The sequence below is a fragment of the Dyadobacter fermentans DSM 18053 genome, from assembly GCF_000023125.1.
Lineage (GTDB): Bacteria > Bacteroidota > Bacteroidia > Cytophagales > Spirosomataceae > Dyadobacter > Dyadobacter fermentans.
The window spans coordinates 5388153-5403564 of the sequence record NC_013037.1; the positions used below are offsets into that span (position 1 = coordinate 5388153).

At 51.7% G+C, this 15412-nt stretch carries 10 protein-coding genes; 9 read left to right on the plus strand and 1 reads right to left on the minus strand.

The window, feature by feature from the left end; translation table 11 throughout:
- The first annotated feature begins 3 nt into the window (after positions 1–3).
- The 9 genes from sov (at position 4) to DFER_RS22290 (ending at position 14411) form a co-directional block, all read left to right on the plus strand.
- Positions 4–7260 carry a T9SS outer membrane translocon Sov/SprA gene (gene sov, locus DFER_RS22250; protein WP_015813907.1) on the plus strand — a complete coding sequence of 2419 codons (7257 nt, stop codon included), beginning with the start codon at positions 4–6 and terminating at the stop codon, positions 7258–7260.
- A gap of 76 nt (positions 7261–7336) precedes the next feature.
- Positions 7337–7717 (plus strand): glycine cleavage system protein GcvH, encoded by a 381-nt coding sequence (gcvH, locus tag DFER_RS22255; protein WP_015813908.1) that lies wholly within the window; start codon positions 7337–7339, stop codon positions 7715–7717.
- Positions 7718–7798: 81 nt separating this feature from the next.
- A complete protein-coding gene (locus tag DFER_RS22260) occupies positions 7799–9082 on the plus strand; it encodes a dihydroorotase (RefSeq protein WP_015813909.1) in 1284 nt (427 codons plus the stop codon).
- A complete protein-coding gene (locus DFER_RS22265) occupies positions 9079–9642 on the plus strand; it encodes a DUF4199 domain-containing protein (RefSeq protein ID WP_015813910.1) in 564 nt (187 codons plus the stop codon). Before DFER_RS22260 ends, DFER_RS22265 begins: the two co-directional genes overlap by 4 nt.
- A gap of 8 nt (positions 9643–9650) precedes the next feature.
- Positions 9651–10166: a DUF4199 domain-containing protein gene (locus DFER_RS22270; protein WP_015813911.1), complete on the plus strand. Its 516-nt coding sequence runs from the start codon at positions 9651–9653 to the stop codon at positions 10164–10166.
- Between the two features lie 37 nt (positions 10167–10203).
- Positions 10204–10932, plus strand: coding sequence for a gliding motility-associated ABC transporter permease subunit GldF (gene gldF, locus DFER_RS22275; protein ID WP_015813912.1), 729 nt, complete (start codon positions 10204–10206; stop codon positions 10930–10932).
- 77 nt (positions 10933–11009) lie between these two features.
- Positions 11010–11720: an RNA polymerase sigma factor gene (locus DFER_RS22280; protein WP_015813913.1), complete on the plus strand. Its 711-nt coding sequence runs from the start codon at positions 11010–11012 to the stop codon at positions 11718–11720.
- Complete coding sequence (locus DFER_RS22285) at positions 11717–12610, plus strand: anti-sigma factor (RefSeq protein ID WP_015813914.1); 894 nt, start codon at positions 11717–11719, stop codon at positions 12608–12610. The genes DFER_RS22280 and DFER_RS22285 overlap by 4 nt, the downstream gene beginning before the upstream one ends.
- A gap of 94 nt (positions 12611–12704) precedes the next feature.
- Positions 12705–14411: an FAD-dependent oxidoreductase gene (locus tag DFER_RS22290; RefSeq protein WP_015813915.1), complete on the plus strand. Its 1707-nt coding sequence runs from the start codon at positions 12705–12707 to the stop codon at positions 14409–14411.
- 28 nt (positions 14412–14439) lie between these two features.
- Here DFER_RS22290 and DFER_RS22295 read toward each other — a convergent pair whose 3' ends face one another.
- A complete protein-coding gene (locus DFER_RS22295; protein WP_015813916.1) occupies positions 14440–15408 on the minus strand; it encodes a putative phage abortive infection protein in 969 nt (322 codons plus the stop codon).
- Positions 15409–15412: the final 4 nt, after the last annotated feature.

Consider the following 15412-nt stretch of genomic DNA (forward strand, 5'->3'; position numbering starts at 1 on the left):
ACCTTGTCATCAACGATTTACTCTTATCTTTTCAAGGTACTAAGCATTTCGGCCGGAGCGGTATTTCTCGTAAACGTTTCGGGCGGCAAGGGGGAACCGTATTCGGAGCAGGCAGAAGAATGGGCCATTATCGCCGATACGCTTAGGGAGGATACCACCAAAAAGAACATCGACAGATCGGGCTCGCAGCTCATCATGCGATGGAAGGACTACTATTCCAACCGGATTTCCGAACCCAGGCCGCGCTCACCATTCTACCTGCGCGAGCCGAACAATATCTCTACCAACATTATACTCGACAGTACCGGAAAAATTTCGGTAACCGAGAAAATTCAGACGCCTGGCGCTCCGGCACCAGGAGGAGCGAATGATGCTGGCGTGGCGACACCAGGTGCACCGGCGCCCGGCGGCCCGGCGCCTGGCATCTCAATGCCCGGCGGCGCATTGAACTACCGCCTGCCTGAGCGGATGGACCTTGCCACCTACGACAAGATCCAGGAAGAACGCGCATTTAAAAGCCTCCTGCGGGAATACGCGGGCAGGCAGGACGGCAACAGCGCCATGGGCGCGCGCGGCCTGCTGCCCAAGCTCGACCTTCCGCCCGGCCTCACCAAACTGCTGGGCGACGATTTTATCAATTTTAAACCCACAGGATTTGTAGCGCTGGACCTGGGGCTCATGCACCAGTTCCTCGATAATCCGGCCATCCCGATCCGTCAGCGCCGCAACACGCAATTCATATTCAACGAGCAGATCAATATCAATTTCGACGCAAAACTGGGAGATCAGCTCGGTTTTCAGACGAACTTTGACACGAAGGCGAACTTCAACTTCGAGAATGCGATCAAGCTGAATTATAAGAATCCCGAAGAAAGTTTTATCCGTAAAATCGAAGCGGGTAATATCAACTGGGCCATTAACAGCCAGCTCATTCCGGGCGTGCAGAACTTGTTCGGTTTGAAAACCGACTTGCAGTTCGGCCGTTTGAGCGCCACGTTCGTCGCTTCGCAACAGAAATCGAGCAAGGAGCGGATCACGCTGAGAGGCGGTGCGCAAAGCCGGGACTTCGAATTGCGGGCCGATACTTACGACGAAAACCGCAACTTTTTCCTCTCGCAATATTTCAGGAACATTTACGAAAGTTCCCTGCAAAACACGCCCACCATCACCTCAGGTGTGACGGTAACGCGCCTCGAAGTGTACGTAACCAACCGGACCACCACCACCGAGTCGCTTCGGAATGTAGTCGGTTTTGCCGATCTCGGCGAGCCCGCACCCTACCGCGCCGGCAACCCGAACGTGCAGCCCGTCCGCTCCACGTCACCAGCGAGCAACGACGCCAACGGTCTGTATAAAACTTTAACCGGCAACAATGCATTCCGGCAGGTAGATAATGCCAACACCGCCATTACAGGCCTGGGTTTGGAAAAAACCACCGATTATGAGTTGCTCCGCGGAGCCAAACGCCTTATCGTGGACCGTGACTTTACATTCCATCCACAGCTGGGGTACATTTCACTTACCAATGCGCTCCGGAACGACGAGGTGCTTGCGGTTTCCTATGAATATACGCTCAATGGGCGCGCATTCAAGGTGGGTGAACTTACAGAGGATTATCAGGCGAGAAAAGACAACGAGGTAATTGCCCTGAAACTCCTTAAATCATCGACCATCCGCAACAATACCAAGCTGCCGATGTGGGATTTGATGATGAAAAACATTTATACGCTCGGTACCAGCCAGATCGACAAGCAAGGGTTCCAGTTGCGAGTAATTTATAAGGACGACCAGACCGGTATCGATAACCCGAACTTGCAGGAAAGCAGCATTGCCAACATTCCGCTCGTGCGCCTGGCCGGCCTCGATCGCCTGAACCCCGTTAACGACATCCAGCCCGACGGTAACTTCGACTTCGTGGAAGGCATTACGATCGACAGCAAAACGGGCCGCATTATCTTCCCCGTACTCGAACCGTTCGGCAGCAACCTTTCCCGGAAATTTGGTCCCGGCGAGGACGTTTACCGTAACAAATATGTGTTCAATGAGCTGTATCGCACGACGATGATCGACGCGCAGCAGGTCTCGGAACGCAACAAGTTTTTTATCAAAGGCTCCTACCAATCGAGCGGCGGTGCGGAGGTGCAGCTGCCGTTCGGGGTGCTCGAAACTTCGGTAACCGTCACGTCCGGCGGGGTGCCGCTTTCGCCGGGCTCGGATTATATCGTGGAGGCGCAGATCGGCCGCGTGCGGATTCTGAACACGAGCGTGCTGAACTCGGGACGTGAAATCGTGATCGAATATGAGCGGCCGGATATGTTCCAGAACCAGATCAGAACGCTCGTCGGAACGCGGCTCGATTATGTAGCCAACCGTAACCTGAGTGTCGGTTTGACGGCCATCAAATACAAAGAGCGTACTGCGGGCTTCCTTTCCCGGGTGTCCATCGGTAATGAGCCGGTCAACAACACCATGCTCGGATTTGACGTGAATTTCCGCAAGGACGCACCATTCCTGACCAAATGGCTGGATGCATTGCCATTGATCCAGACGAAAGAAATGTCGACCATTCAGTTCAAAGGTGAATTTGCCAAATTGCTCCCGGGCGTTTCGAAGGACGTGAACAACCGCTCACTGGTGGATGACTTTGAAGCGGCGCGTACCATTTACGACCTTTCGCGCCAGCCGCAGAAATGGCGCCTCGCAGCGGTGCCAACTAAATTCAGGGATGGTTATGACGGTAAAAACCTGAATTACGGCTACAAACGTGCTAAAATCTCCGCTTATACGGTCGATAACATCTTCGGCGGCGCGCAAGGACTGGGAGGAGGCTATCAGCCACCGGCCAACTTCAACGAGAAAGATCGCGAAAACTATTACGAACGCCTTTATCTGCCCACCGACATTTTCCCGAAACGGCCTATCGCAGGGTTGGTGACATATCCGCAGCAAATCCTCGACATCGCGTACTTCCCGAATGAACGGGGGATGTACAACTACAATACCGATCTCGACCAGAATGGCCGGATGAAGAATCCGAGAAACAATTTCGGGGCACTTAGCCGCGCGATCACTTCGGATAACGACTTTGATAATGCCAACATCGAGAGCATTGAATTCTGGGTGTTGGATCCATTTATCAACGACGATAACGGTAAGGTACGCGACGGTTTCTCTAATGTGCCCAACACAACCGGAGGAAAGCTGGTGTTCAACCTGGGTGATATTTCCGAAGATGTGATCCCTGACGAACGTTACAACTTCGAGAACGGCCTTCCGCTTGTGCCGAAGCAGGTGGGCGTCAATGTAGATTCAACCGCGTGGGGTTATGCTACCAAAGCGCAATACCTCATCAACGCATTCAGTAATGAGGACGGAGCCAGAGAAAAGCAGGACGTGGGTCTCGATGGTTTGACCAACGAAGAAGAGCGCGCATTCTTCAAAAGCTTTATCGACCGTCTGCCCGCCAACCTTACCGCCGAAGCACGCGCCAAGATCCTGGCCGACCCTTCCGGTGACGACTTCCAGTTCTTCCTCGGCGCGGACCTCGACAGCGCGGACCTGAAAGTACTGGAGCGCTACAAAAACTACATCGGGATGGAGAACAACTCTCCCGAAAGCCAGGGAAGATCGGTGGACGTAACGCCGGCTTCGACTAACATTCCCGACGGCGAGGATATGAACGTCGACAATACCATTAACGACAACGAATCTTACTACGAATACGAAATTGACCTGAAGCCCGGCCAGCTGGAAGTAGGGAAGGGATATATTGTTGATAAAACGGTTAACACGAAAGACAACCAGAATTGGTACCTCTTCCGCGTCCCTATCAAGGAATTTACGGGTGTGGTGGGTAATATGAATGGATTTAAATCAATCCGTTTCATGCGCATGTACCTGACCGACTTCCAGCAGCCGGTGGTGCTGCGTTTCGCGCAATTGCAAATGGTGGGTCAGCAATACCGGAAATATACCTATAACCTCGACTCTCCCGGTTTGCAGGAAGTTCCTGAACCTTACGACGCCAAGTTTACTGTCGGAACGGTGAGTATTGAAGAAAACAGCCAGGCCAATAACAGTGCGAACAAATACGTGTACGACATGCCCCCGGGCTGGATACGCGACCTGGACAATACCCAGCGCCCGCCATTGCAGCTGAACGAGCAGTCGATGAGCCTTTGTGTGACCGAACTTCGCGATGGTGATTCGCGCGCGGTTTTCAAAAATGTGAACCTCGACCTATTGTTCCGCAAGCGCCTCCGCATGTATGTACACATGCAAAACGAGCAGAGCGAGGACAACATGGTGGGTACATTCATGCGCATTGGAACTGACCTTACCCAAAACTATTACGAGATCGACTTGTCGGCTTTGAAGGCTACCCGCCCTAACCAGAGCGCAAGGGAGGAAATATGGCCGGAAGGCAACGAGATCAACATCGCGCTGTCGGACCTGATCAATGCGAAGGCGCAGCGTAACCAGCAGATCGACAAAAACCTGAGCGTGCCGTACACCATTACCACAGCCGACGGACGATACAAACTGACCGTGGTGGGTAACCCCGACCTGAGTGCCGTAAAAGTGATGATGATCGGTGTACGCAACCCGAAGTCGGTGGATGAGCGTGCGAAGTCGTTTTGTATCTGGGTAGATGAAATGCACGTGGAAGGTTTTGACGATACGGGCGGTATGGCGGCGATTGCGCAGCTGAATGCCAAGCTGGCCGACTTCGCGACATTGACCGCCTCGGGGCGCATCGAGACATTCGGCTTCGGAACGGTGCAGCAGCGCATCGGCGAACGTTCGCGTAACTTCACATCCGAATATGGTTTCTCTTCCAACATTGCATTGGATAAGCTGCTTCCGGCGAACTGGGGCTTCCAGATACCATTGTTTGTGAGCTATGACAGGCGGAATGTGAAGCCGCATTTCGACCCGCTTGACCCGGATACGCCGCTGAGCACGTCGCTGGACAACCTCCGATCGGACGAGGAGCGGAACGGTTACCGGCGCATGGTGGAGGAAAATGCAGTGAAACGAGGATTTAACTTCTCCAACGTCCGGAAAGTCAAAACGAAGCCCGGCGCCAAAAATCATTTCTACGATTTTGAGAACTTCGCATTCACCTACGCATTCAGCGACGACAAGCGCCGGAACATCCTGACGCAGGAATACAACCAGCGGGCTTACAAGGCAGGCATTGCCTACATGTACGCCAGCCAGCCGAAGGCGATCGAGCCATTCAAGAAGTGGAAGGCGACAGGCCGCTGGGCGGAGTTTATCAAGGAATTCAATGTGACGCTGCTGCCGAACATGGTATCGCTGCGAACGGATGTGGACCGCCGCTTCCTGAAAACACAGCTCCGCAACGCCGACCTCACGACCGACGGCATGCAGCCATTGTACGAAAAGTATTTCTGGTTTAATCGCTACTACGATTTCGGCTGGAACCTGACGCGCAACATGACTTTGACCTACGCGGCATCGGCCAACTCGATCATCGACGAGCCGGAAGGCGATATTGATACGGGAGAGAAAAAGGATTCGCTCTGGACTAACTTCAAAAAGCTGGGCCGTATCAAGAATTTTGACCAAAAAATTGACCTGACTTACCGCCTGCCGCTTGACAAAATTCCGGTGCTCGACTGGATGTCGGCCGATTATAAACATTCGATCGGCTATCAGTACCAGGCCAATGCGTTGAACCTGAAAGATACTACAGGTCTGCCATTTGGCGATATTATCCGCAACAGCCGCGAGCGGGGCGTTACGGGCAAGGTGGATTTTGTATTGCTTTATAACAAACTCCGCTACCTGAAATTCGCGAACACGCCATCCGTGGCAAGAAAGAATTTTGCCCGTAGCCCGGGTGATATCGAGGACATTGATATGCGCACTACCGACGTTGTCAAAGCGCTGACGAGGGCATTAATGACGGTTCGCGGGATTAATTTCAGCTATTCGGTTTTGGAAACGACGGCACTGCCGGGCTATCTGAGAGCGCCTAAATACTTCGGTCTGGACAATGCGAATGCGCCCGGATTGGGCTTTGTGCTGGGCCAGCAGGACAGGAATTTCCAGGTGAAAGCGGCGGAAAAGGGCTGGATCACCAAGAGTCAGCAGCAGAATATGCCGTTCCAGCAAACCATCGCGAAGAACTTCTCGGCCAATACCACATTGGAGCCATTCAAGGATTTCAGGCTGATCATCGAGGCGCGGCTTACGCGGCAGGATGCTTACCAGGAATTCTACCGGCCCGATTCTAGCGGAAATTTCATATCCCAAAGCCCGCTGCGGAATGGCCAGTTCAGCATGTCGTTCATGTCATTCCGGACGGCATTTGCTAAAATGCGCCGCGATAATTCCTCGCCTGTGTTTGACAAATTCCGCGCATACCGCGCCATCCTCCGCGACCGCCTGAATGCGGAGAACAACAGTGGCGGGGAGTATAATGAAACATCGCAGGACGTACTCATTTCATCCTTCTTTGCGGCCTACACCGGCAAGGATCCGAACACGGTACGTACCAACCCGTTCCTGAAATTCCCGATGCCGAACTGGGACCTGAGCTATTCGGGACTTTCGCAGCTGCCGGCATTCAAGCGCTTTTTCAGCTCGTTTACATTGCGGCACAAGTATATGTCCAATTATAGTGTAGGTAACTTTACTTCGTCGCTGGATTATGAGGCGTTGTATGTGAACCTGGCCGTAACCGGCTATCCATTATCGTCGCGCTTGAATGATTTGGGCCAGTACATTCCGGTGTTTGCGATGAGCACCATTACACTTTCGGAGAAATTCCAGCCGCTCGTGGGCGTGGAGGTGCGCACGCAGAGCCGTGTGACCGCACGTTTAGAGTACAATCGCGACCGTACGATCGCATTGAACCTATCGAACTCCCAACTAGCCGAGCTCTTCAATCAGGACATTACGGTGAATATTGGTTTTACCAAAAACAATGTCCCGCTGCCGTTCAAGATCAATGGCGTGAAGAAGAAACTGAAAAACGACATGACGATGCAGCTCGCGATGACGTTCCGCGATACCCGCTCGATCCAGCGGAAGTTCGACGGCGAGAACATCCCTATCGCCGGTAACATCAACTTCCAGCTGCGCCCGACGGTGAATTATATGGTCAACAACCGGTTGAGCGTCCAATTCTATTTCGACCGCACGTTCAACGACCCGCTGGTTTCGAACTCGTTCTACCGTGCCAATACGGCTGGCGGCGTGCAGCTGAAATTCAATTTGGCGGAATAGCATTTTGATTTGGAAAATACAGCTTACATCGTGTAATTTGCGCTCCAAAGATGTTCACTACTTACCTGATTTTATCATGAATTTTCCATCAGAACTGAAATACACAGAAGATCACGAATGGATTCGTATTGAAGGAGATACGGCAATTATCGGAATCACCGACCATGCTCAGAACGAATTAGGTGACATTGTGTATGTGGACATTAACACGATTGGCGAAGCACTCGGCAAAGGTGAGGTTTTCGGATCGGTGGAAGCGGTGAAAACGGTTTCAGATCTTTTTATTCCCGTAGCAGGAACAGTACTCGAAGTGAACCCTGAACTGGACGGTGAACCCGAGCTCGTAAACACAGATCCTTACGGCCGCGGCTGGATGGTGAAAATCAGCCTGGCTAACCCCGGCGATGAAGACGGATTGCTGTCTGCCGAGGATTACCAGAAATTTATAGGTGCCTGATATTAGGTTTGAAGCTCCATTCGGAGCTTTTTTTTTGAAACCGGGGCCATGCTGCATTCCGGTGTTTAGTTTGAAATAAATATGAAATTGTTAGTTAGCTCGGTTCGGGTAATTGATAAAAAATCGCCCTTCAATGGTCAGGTGAAAGATATCCTGATCGAAGGCGGGCGCATTCAGCAAATTGGCGATGGCCTCGACGCAGGCGATGCGCAGGTGATCGACGGCACGGGCCTGCACGTATCCGCAGGCTGGGTGGACATGCGCGTACAAGGCCGCGACCCCGGTTTCGAGCATAAGGAAGACTTGCGCTCGGTACGCGAAGCGGCGGCGCACGGCGGGTTTACGGAAATTGTCCTGTTGCCGAATACGCAGCCGGTAGTTGATACGAAAGACACGCTGAATTACATTCGGCACAGCGGCTTCGGCGGGCTGGTGACACTGCACCCGGCCGCGGCGGTAACCAAGAAAGCCGACGGCGTGGACTTCACCGAAATGATGGACCTGCACCAGGCAGGCGCCATTGCATTTACAGATGGTGAAAACCCGGTGCAGAATGCGGACTTGCTTTTAAAAACCATTCTATACCTCCGCCCGCTGAATGCATTGCTCATCAACCGCCCGGAGGACCGTGAGCTCACGCTGTACGGGCAAATGCACGAAGGCGTCACCAGCACGCTCGTAGGCATGAAGGGAATGCCAGCATTGGCAGAAGAAATGATGCTCATCCGCGATTTGAAGTTGCTGGAATATGCATTGGAAAAAAACACCTACGACACTTCGGCACCAGTACTCCACGTTTCGCTGCTATCCACTGTGCGGGGTGTGGAACTGATCCGCGAAGCAAAAGCGAAAGGCCTGCCCGTTTCGGCCGACATTGCCGCGCACCAGCTCGCATTCGAAGACAAAGACCTCATTAGCTTCGATACCAACCTGAAAGTAAACCCGCCATTCCGCTCAGCGCAAGACAATGCGGCATTGCGGCAAGGTTTGGCGGACGGTACCATCGACGCTATCGTTTCCGACCATAACCCACACGACGAGGAAAGCAAAAACCTCGAATTCGACCATGCAGATTTTGGCATAACCGGTCTCGAAACGGCATTTGCATTGTCGGTCATGCATTCAGGGCTCGCATTGGAAGAGGTGATTGAAAAACTCACGGCACAGCCGCGCCACATCCTGCGCCTGCCGGAAGTAAGCATTGCAGAGGGCACGGCAGCGAACCTGACGTTCTTTGATCCGAATGCGGAGTGGGTGTTTGGAAAAACGTATTCCAAATCCAAAAATACGCCGTTCCTGGGCCAGACGCTGAGAGGGAAGGTAAGAGGGGTGATTAACAATGGTAAACAGGAGTGGTTTCAATGAATTCGATTATCGCATATTTTAATAAACCGATTTTAAAGTACTCGCTGCTGTTCGGGTTGGTGCTGGGCATATTGGTGTTTGCGTTCTTCCTGGGCTTGTATGCGATGGACATTGTGCCGCTGGGCAACAACAAGGTGCTCGACATCGGCATCCACATTATCCTCATCGCCGGCGCGTGCTGGTACTACCGCAAGAAAGTCGGGAACGGCTTTTTGCATTTGTGGGAAGCTTTAACCATCGGTTACGTTGTAAATACCATTGGTGCATTGATTGCCGGCTGGCTGATCTATTTTTTTGTAACTTACATTGACCCTTCTGTTTTCGCAGGATACATTGCCCAGATGAAGGACCTGATGATGCAGGGTAAAGCCGAGCTCGTCAAGAACATCGGGGAGGCCGAATTTCAGAAAATGTACAATGGCGTTGGGGAAATGAAGACCTCGGAGATCATCACCGACGAAGTAGGGAAGAAAACAGTCATGGCGATCATCCCGATCCTGGTGATTTCATTGATTTTGAGAAAACAGGATTACAGTATCCTTCAAAACAACAAATCTTAAACCTTCACATGGAAGAAAAAACCTCTACCGCTCGTGTTGCCTTGAAATATGGCCTCGTGGTCGCCGTTGTAACGATGGTGTATTCCACGATCCTGTATGTGGCCGGGCTCGGCTCGAACAGAATGCTGGCCTCGCTGACGTACGTGTTCATGATCGTCGCGATTGTGCTTGCCATGAAGGATTTTCGCGAGAAAAACGGAGGTTTTATCAGCTATGGCGAAGGGCTCGGGCTGGGCTCGCTCACTTCGGCGGTGCTGGGGCTGCTGAGTTCTGCATTCACTATTTTCTATCTGCAATTCATTGACTCTAACATGCTGACCCAAAGTCTAGACCAGATGCGCGAGGAGCTGGAAGGCAAGGGAATGGACGATGCGCAGATTGAGCAGGCGATCGAAATGTCCCAGAAATTCATGTCGCCCGGCATCATGTTTGTCACGGTGATTCTGGGCTACCTGGTGATGGGCTTCATTTTTTCGCTCATCATCGCGGCCATTATGCGCAAGGAAAAGCCGGTTTTTGAATAAGAATCCCGGAAAAGACTTTTAAAATAATCCCCGAATAGTGTTAGCAATCTTCCGAAAAGAGGTAGCCAGTTTTTTCAACTCATTGATCGCCTACATTGTGATGGCGGTCTTTCTGACGGCTATCGGCCTGATCGTCTGGGTTTTTCCCGATTCCAATATCCTCGACTACGGTTACGCCGACCTCGGCTCGTTTTTCGGCCTTGCGCCTTATGTGCTCATTTTCCTGATACCGGCCATTACCATGCGGTCGCTGGCCGAGGAATCGCGGAATGGCACGCTGGAACTGCTGCTTACCAAGCCCATTCGCAATATTGACCTCGTACTCGGCAAGTTCCTGGCCAACTGGGTGCTGGTAGTGCTTACATTGCTGCCGACGCTCATTTATTATTATAGTGTATATCAATTGGGAAACCCGGTCGGCGACGTGGACTCTGCGGCTGTGGCGGGCTCTTACCTTGGGCTGCTGCTGCTGAGCGGCGTGTTGGTGGCGATGGGCGTGTGGGCTTCCTCGCTGAATGACAACCAGATCGTCGCATTCATTCTCGGCGTGTTTCTGGCATTCATCTGGTATGTCGGTTTTGGCGCGGTTTCGGGGATGTTTGGAGATGGGTTCGCGGCCAATCTGCTTTCCGGTATAGCCCTGGACGTTCAGTACCAGGCATTGGGCAAGGGGCTTATCGACTCCCGCAATGTGATCTACCTGCTCAGTCTGATCATCTTCTTTATCTTCCTGACGCTCTGGCGGGTAGAAAGTATGCGGAAGTGACATCTTATCATGCAATCATTTTGTGCCGTCAATCCAAGTGCGTGTGTTTGTTCGTATATCATTAAAAGCACACTACGATGAGCAGCACTTACACACGGACCGGGGCACCAAAGATTCCACCTTCTCTGCTGATATCTTTTTCGTACGGAAACGCGGCTATAATTTGTTACAGTCCGTCGAGCCATACCGGAAATTTTATTAGATTGCCAGTAAGTAATTTACAATTAACTATTAAGCAACTCTTGGCGACCAGCAAGGTAAAATACTCGGAAGAGGAATTGGTGTCAGCTCTGAAAAAAAACGAGCGAAACGCCTTTGAATTCCTGTACGACCATTACTCAGGAGCTTTGTTTAATATCATTTCAAAGACGTTGAGGGACGAGGAGAAAGCCGCAGATGTGTTACAGGAATGCTTTCTTAAGATTTGGAAAAATATAGAATCCTATAATCCGGAGAAAGGACGATTGTTTACATGGATTATGAATATCGCGCGGAACGGTGCGATAGACGCAGTCAGGGCGGAGGGCCGGAAGCCGGCAATGGATGATATTGAAAACACGGTGGTCCTTAATGAGAAGGATACGTACGAAGATTCACAGACAATCAGTTCGGACATGAAGGCGATTGTCGACATGCTCAGGCCCGAACGGAAAATACTCATCGACATGGCCTATTTCCAGGGCTACACGCATGAGGAAATATCCGAAGAGCTCAGCATTCCGCTCGGCACCGTGAAATCGCGCATCCGAACCGCATTACAAGAGTTAAAACAATACTTTGCAGTATGAATATCCAAGCCTATATAGAGTCCGGTATATTGGAGGAATATGTATTGGGCACTGTCTCTCCCCAGGAGAAACAGGAGGTGGAGTGTATGTCGCATATTTACCCTGAGATCAAGGAAGAGCTGTTGCGTACCGAAAGTGCATTGGAAGAATATGCACTGAAACACCAGGCAACGCCGCCCCCTTCATTGAAGGATTCGATTTTTGCGCAGATGAATTTCGACGCTGCGCCGGAAGGAGAAGAGCAGTCCGAAGAAACCGACGAAAAGATTATCCCGCTCGCCGACGGCACCGCCACCGTGCAGCCGGCACCCGTGGAAGCGCCCGTGATCGACCATGCGTTCGACCGCGTGGAAACGCAGGTCGTGACGCCCACCTGGGCCAAACTGGCCGTAGCGGCTGCGGTATTGCTCGCATTGTTTGCAGGATGGTCGGCCATGCAGATGACCGACATGAAGAGCGCCAACAACGAAGCCGTAGCCAAAGTGGAAAGCATGGAGGCCGATATGGCGGCGATGAAAGCGCAGACCGAATACAACGAGGCCGTAGCCGCGCTGTTCCGCAGCCCTACTTACAAGCACGTGCATTTGGCAGGCTTGCCCAAGTCGCCCGAAAGCGCCGTATCCGCATTCTGGAACACGCAGACTAACGAAGTGCTGCTGGACGTGCAAAACCTCCCTGCCGCGCCCCAGGGCAAGCAATACCAGCTTTGGAGCATCGTGGACGGCAAACCGGTAGACATTGGTATGCTGGACAATGCATTCACGGGCAAAGTTTTGAAAATGAAAAACACCAAAGCCGGTTCCGCCGCATTCGCCATTACTTTGGAAAAAGAAGGCGGCAACCCGACCCCGACGATGGAGGAAATGTATGTGATGGGGAAAGTGGTGTAGTAAATTGATTTGTAAAATAATACGCGCTCATTGCGGGGTGAAAGCCTTGCAATGAGCTTTCTTTTTTTGATTCCTAAATCACATTTTAACTTTTATGAAACGCCGTAATTTCCTGGGAAGCGTCGCGCTTGGCGGCAGCTTGCTTTCCCAACCTTCCACTGAAAAGTCTGTACAAGCCACTCCCGGCCCGGATAACAAAGCAAAAGCCACATTGAGTGCCGACCTCGTGATCGCGGGCGGAGGCCTGGGCGGATGCGCGGCCGCATTGGCGGCATTGCGCAATGGTCTGTCGGTAATCCTCACCGAAGAAACCGACTGGATCGGAGGCCAGCTCTCGCAGCAGGGCGTTCCGCCCGACGAGCACCAGTGGATCGAAACGCACGGCGCCACGAAGGCTTACCGTGATTTCCGCACCGCCGTGCGTGAATACTACCAGAAAAACTACCCGCTCACCGCCGAAGCCCGCAGCCGCAAAAACCTCAACCCCGGCGACGGATCCGTGTCCAAGCTCTGCCACGAACCGCGTGTAGCCGTAGCCGTGCTCACCGACATGCTGAACCCGTACCTCAGCACCGGCAAGCTCACATTGCTTTTGGAACATAAAATCGTGGCTGCCGACGTAAAAGGCAACAAAGTACAAGCCCTCACCGCCCAGAACCGTCGCAACAAAGCCTTGGTAACCCTCACCGCGCCCTATTTCGCGGACGCTACCGAGCTCGGCGACCTGCTGCCCATGACCGGCACCGAATACGTCACCGGCGCCGAATCCAAAGCCGAAACCGGCGAATTCCACGCCCCCGAAAAAGCCGACCCGAACAATGTGCAGGCATTCACCGTCTGCTTCGCGATCGACTACCGCCCGGGCGAAAATCATGTGATCGAAAAGCCGCGCGAATACGATTTCTGGAAGAACTACGTGCCCAAAATGGGCAAACCCTGGTCGGGCAGGCTGCTGGACCTTTCCTACTCCAACCCCAAAACCCTCGAACCGAAACAGCTCGGCTTCCACCCGGAAGGCATCCCGACCGGCAATAATCTCAACCTCTGGCTCTACCGCCGCATCATCAACAAGGCCAACTTCGCCCCCGGTACCTATGCCGGCGACATTACCATCGTAAACTGGCCGCAAAACGACTACACCCTCGGCAACCTCATCGGCGCCAGCGAAAAGGACTTCGACAAGCATTTCGAACGCGGCAAGCAGCTCAGCCTCTCGCTCCTGTACTGGCTCCAAACCGAGGCCCCACGCCCCGACGGCGGCAAAGGCTGGCCCGGCATCCGCCTCCGCAAAGACGTCATGGGCACCGAAGACGGCCTCGCCAAATACCCTTACGTCCGCGAATCGCGGCGCATTAAAGCGCTATTTACCATTAAGGAAGAGCACGTCGGCGCCGAGCAGCGCGCTGCTGTCACCGGGCAATCTGCGGGCGTGAAAGCGGCTGCTTTTGAGGATAGCGTCGGGATTGGCTATTACCATATTGACTTGCACCCCAGCACCGGCGGGGATAATTACATTGATTTCGGGTCATTGCCGTTTCAGATTCCGTTGGGCGCGCTGCTGCCGGTGCGGATGGAGAATATTCTGCCTGCTAACAAGAATATTGGTACCACGCATATTACAAATGGATGTTACCGGCTGCATCCGGTGGAGTGGAGTATTGGGGAGGCTGTGGGGTTGTTGGTGAAGTATGCTTCTTCGAAGAATGTGCTTCCGCGTGCTGTAAGGGGGGATAAGGGGTTGTTGGCGGGGTTTCAGGGGTTTGTGAAGGGGGAGGGGATTGAGTTGGAGTGGAAAGGGTGAGGGAGAAAGATTTTTTATGCTATCGATGTTATTCTTGAAATATACCCTCTATGGCATGGTCTAGACTGATTAATTGCCTCTTCATAAGACTGTCAAGTAAATTGTATTTTTTTACGAGTCTCATCATATTTGAATTAGCTAGACAATGGTAGTATAGTAGCATTAACTCCGGGCCTGACATTTGAGAGTGAATATATTGGCCATATTTAGCATATCGATAAGTAATCGTTACTTGCTCGTCGTTTGTGCCAGAATTTGAAGCTTCCTGATGTTCGGTCGTTTCTAGAAAATTCAGAATATGCAATATGTTCCTAAAATAGTGGCCAACTATGTAGTGGTATTTTTGATGATAAATCTGATAACATAAAATTGCTTTTTCTATTGGCAACGAGTGTCCGTACTCTTCCCAAATATCCTTGCTTATCTTGTAGTAGGTAATCGCAAATTCTCGTTGAGCGTCAGGCCACAGATGTCCGTCGGCTTTTTCAGCTTCTTCGGCTGTTGCATAGCCTATTGCGGGTATACTTGCATAATACCCTTGATCATAAATTTCGTACTTTTCACGTTCTAACGCTTGGCGAATTCGCTTCAATTCACGTTTGCTAAAATGAAAAAACTCTCGACCCTTTACTGACACAGTACGGATTTTGCTAATTGTGTGGAGTTCGTCTATCGACGCGATATTAGTATTAGTGATATCTTGTTGGTTTCTAAGGAGATTAAAAAAAACGTTTTCAAAGTTCTGCTGCTTAAATTCATTTCGCGTTGCGGTCAGCTCTTGTCGTTGTAATGCTAGTTCTTGTTTTTGCATAGACAACGAATATATAATTCCCGCTAGTGCAAGACCGGAAAATAACGCATTTACAGCGCCAAATTTATCACCAAAAATTCCTTGATCTTTTACTTCGACAAAAGTGTCAATACAAATCCAACTAATGACCCATATTAGCGTGATTACAAGAGCTAAAAGACCAAATGATTGTTCTGATTTTTTCATTTAT

Excerpts from the sequence above, each read along its gene's own strand:
- gcvH (WP_015813908.1), top strand. The coding sequence starts at position 7,337 with ATGAATTTTCCATCAGAACTGAAATACACAGAAGATCACGAATGGATT.
- DFER_RS22260 (WP_015813909.1), top strand. The coding sequence starts at position 7,799 with ATGAAATTGTTAGTTAGCTCGGTTCGGGTAATTGATAAAAAATCGCCC.
- DFER_RS22265 (WP_015813910.1), top strand. The coding sequence starts at position 9,079 with ATGAATTCGATTATCGCATATTTTAATAAACCGATTTTAAAGTACTCG.
- DFER_RS22270 (WP_015813911.1), top strand. The coding sequence starts at position 9,651 with ATGGAAGAAAAAACCTCTACCGCTCGTGTTGCCTTGAAATATGGCCTC.
- DFER_RS22280 (WP_015813913.1), top strand. The coding sequence starts at position 11,010 with ATGAGCAGCACTTACACACGGACCGGGGCACCAAAGATTCCACCTTCT.
- DFER_RS22285 (WP_015813914.1), top strand. The coding sequence starts at position 11,717 with ATGAATATCCAAGCCTATATAGAGTCCGGTATATTGGAGGAATATGTA.
- DFER_RS22290 (WP_015813915.1), top strand. The coding sequence starts at position 12,705 with ATGAAACGCCGTAATTTCCTGGGAAGCGTCGCGCTTGGCGGCAGCTTG.
- DFER_RS22295 (WP_015813916.1), bottom strand. The coding sequence starts at position 15,408 with ATGAAAAAATCAGAACAATCATTTGGTCTTTTAGCTCTTGTAATCACG.